This is a genomic window from Streptococcus danieliae, assembly GCF_025447695.1.
In the GTDB taxonomy this organism is placed as follows: Bacteria; Bacillota; Bacilli; order Lactobacillales; family Streptococcaceae; genus Streptococcus; species Streptococcus danieliae.
This window is the reverse complement of the sequence record NZ_JAOBSU010000164.1, coordinates 1-2,168: the sequence shown is the minus strand read 5'-3', so window position 1 is coordinate 2,168 and position 2,168 is coordinate 1. Positions and strand designations below refer to the sequence as shown.

General features: G+C 47.5%; 2 protein-coding genes. Both read right to left on the bottom strand.

Annotated features, from left to right (window positions below):
• Positions 1-214: 214 nt before the first annotated feature.
• Positions 215-1,090 carry a glycosyltransferase family 2 protein gene (locus N4310_RS08250; RefSeq protein WP_262092796.1) on the bottom strand — a complete coding sequence of 292 codons (876 nt, stop codon included), beginning with the start codon at positions 1,088-1,090 and terminating at the stop codon, positions 215-217.
• On the bottom strand, positions 1,091-2,074 hold the full coding sequence (locus tag N4310_RS08245; protein WP_262092795.1) for a glycosyltransferase family 2 protein: 984 nt from the start codon (positions 2,072-2,074) through the stop codon (positions 1,091-1,093).
• Between the last annotated feature and the right edge of the window lie 94 nt (positions 2,075-2,168).

The window sequence follows — 2,168 nt, the reverse complement described above, 5'->3', positions numbered from 1 at the left end:
AATCAAAAACTTCTAGAAACATTGATCTATCAGGGTTTCTAGAAGTTTTTTTAGTTATCTATGAATAATTCGGGTTATCTATCTTTTTTCACCATAAAAATAAAAGACCAGGGTCTCCCCCAATCTTTCATTCTACTCGCTCCTCCTTCCCTCCGAACATCCGGACGCAAATGAGGAGAACTCAGTAGCACAGCCCTCTATCGAAGCGACAAGCCTAGCTCCACTTATCGAGAATCTTAAGGAGGGTCAGGCATTTCTGATAGTCCTGCATCTGGCCAGCCTCCAACAAGGATTCCCGGTGGAGCTGCAGCCGCCAGCGGTAGGCTCTGAGCTCAGCTGTAACATCAAAGCCGATCAAGGAAAGGAGGGTAACCCGTTCCTGAATACTTCGAAGTGGAAAAACATGGACCGCATCAACAGTTTTGGTCACCGAATTCGACCGCTTCCGATGAAAGTAACTCCCTGTATGACTGTAGACCAGCTTGTCGGCCAGTAGGTAGAGTTTCCAGGTAGTGTAGTCGTCCTCCACCTTTTCATCTTCAGGATAGACAATACCCTGGAAGAGACTAGCCTTATAGAGTTTGGCCCAAGGAACCGTAAAAACCTGACTAAATCCCTGACGGGCATCATATTGGTAGTCAAACCACTCCGCCGGAGTCAAGGTTTTTTGAAAATAGTCCTCGCCTTGTAGGTGAAAGCGAAAAGCCCCACGGTCGTCCACATACTCTGTGAAATTACAAATGGATATGTCCGCATCCTGCTCCTTCAAGGCCCGGTATAGGGTTTCCACATGGGTCGCCTCCAGCCAATCATCATTATCAACGAACAAGATATAGTCCCCTGTAACCAAGGGGAGGGCTGTATTACGGGCCGCTCCAACACCAGATCCGCCAAGCCGCTTATGAATCACGCGCACCCGTGGATCCTTAGCCCGATAGTCTTCACAAATCCGCGCCGAACCATCAGTCGACCCATCATTAACCAAGATAATCTCCAACTGCCTATAAGTCTGACCCAGAATACTATCCAGACAGGGCTCCAGGTAAGATCCTGCATTAAAGACCGGAACAATGACCGTTACTGTTTCCATCTAGTCCTCCTTCCGATGGTGCGCGAGCAAATCCAATTTGCTCGAGATTTGCTGGTAGAGTTCGATTTGACCCGAATATAGGGCATCCGCCTGGCATTTTTCCAACCGCCTGTGATAGGATTCCACATGCTCGGTCACATCATAGCCCAAAGCAACTAGCAAGGCCAAGCGCTCTTCAGCAATCGCCAGCATACTCGCTGTATCCGTCTGCATCTGATTACGGGACAAACCAGCCGGACTCTGGGAATAATAATAGAGGGGTTGATTGATAAAATGAATCCGTTTGGCCTTGAGATAGAGCTTGTAGATGGTCGCATCATCTTCCCGCAAACGCCCAAGCGGATAAGCAATCCCTTCCCAAAGCGCACGTTTAAACAACTTCATTGGTGAAAAGGTAAAGACCAGGTGGAAATTGTTGGCCCCACTGCTCTCCTTTTGCAACCATTCTTGCACGGAATAGGTTTGCTCAAAAAACATCTCTTGGGTAATGGAGAAGAGGAAGGATTGACGCTCTTCATTGAAAGAAGTGAAATTACAAATGGAAATGTCCGCATCATGTTCAACCAATGACTGATACAACACTTCCAAATAGGTCGCTTCCAAAAAATCATCCGCATCGACAAAGGTCAGATACTCACCTTGAGCCAGTTGGATACCGCGGTTTCGAGCCGCCGATGGTCCCTGATTCTCCTGATGTATAACCTGAATCCGGGAATCTCGAGCTGCATAGTCCTGACAGATCCCACCACTACCATCGGTTGAACCATCATTGACCAGAATCACCTCAAAACGATCATAGGTCTGCTTGAGAATCGAATCCAAACAACGCCGGAGATAGTCGGCAGCATTATAAACAGGGACCACAATCGAAATCAGCTCCGCTTGCAGCTGCTCCTGGCTCCCTTTTACTTCAAAATCCATGTCATCCTCCTCGACACCAATCCGCGCCACAACCTGCCGCTCATAATCACGATCAGCCGCCAAGCGCAATCCTTCATCATAAGGGGACCTCTAAAAACCCCAGTTTTTCTTCAAATTTAATCACTCAAACCTTGATAAATCAACATTTAGATTTTCA

Bases quoted from the DNA above. Each gene is read 5' to 3' on its own strand.
- N4310_RS08250 (WP_262092796.1), bottom strand. From the start codon at position 1,090: ATGGAAACAGTAACGGTCATTGTTCCGGTCTTTAATGCAGGATCTTAC.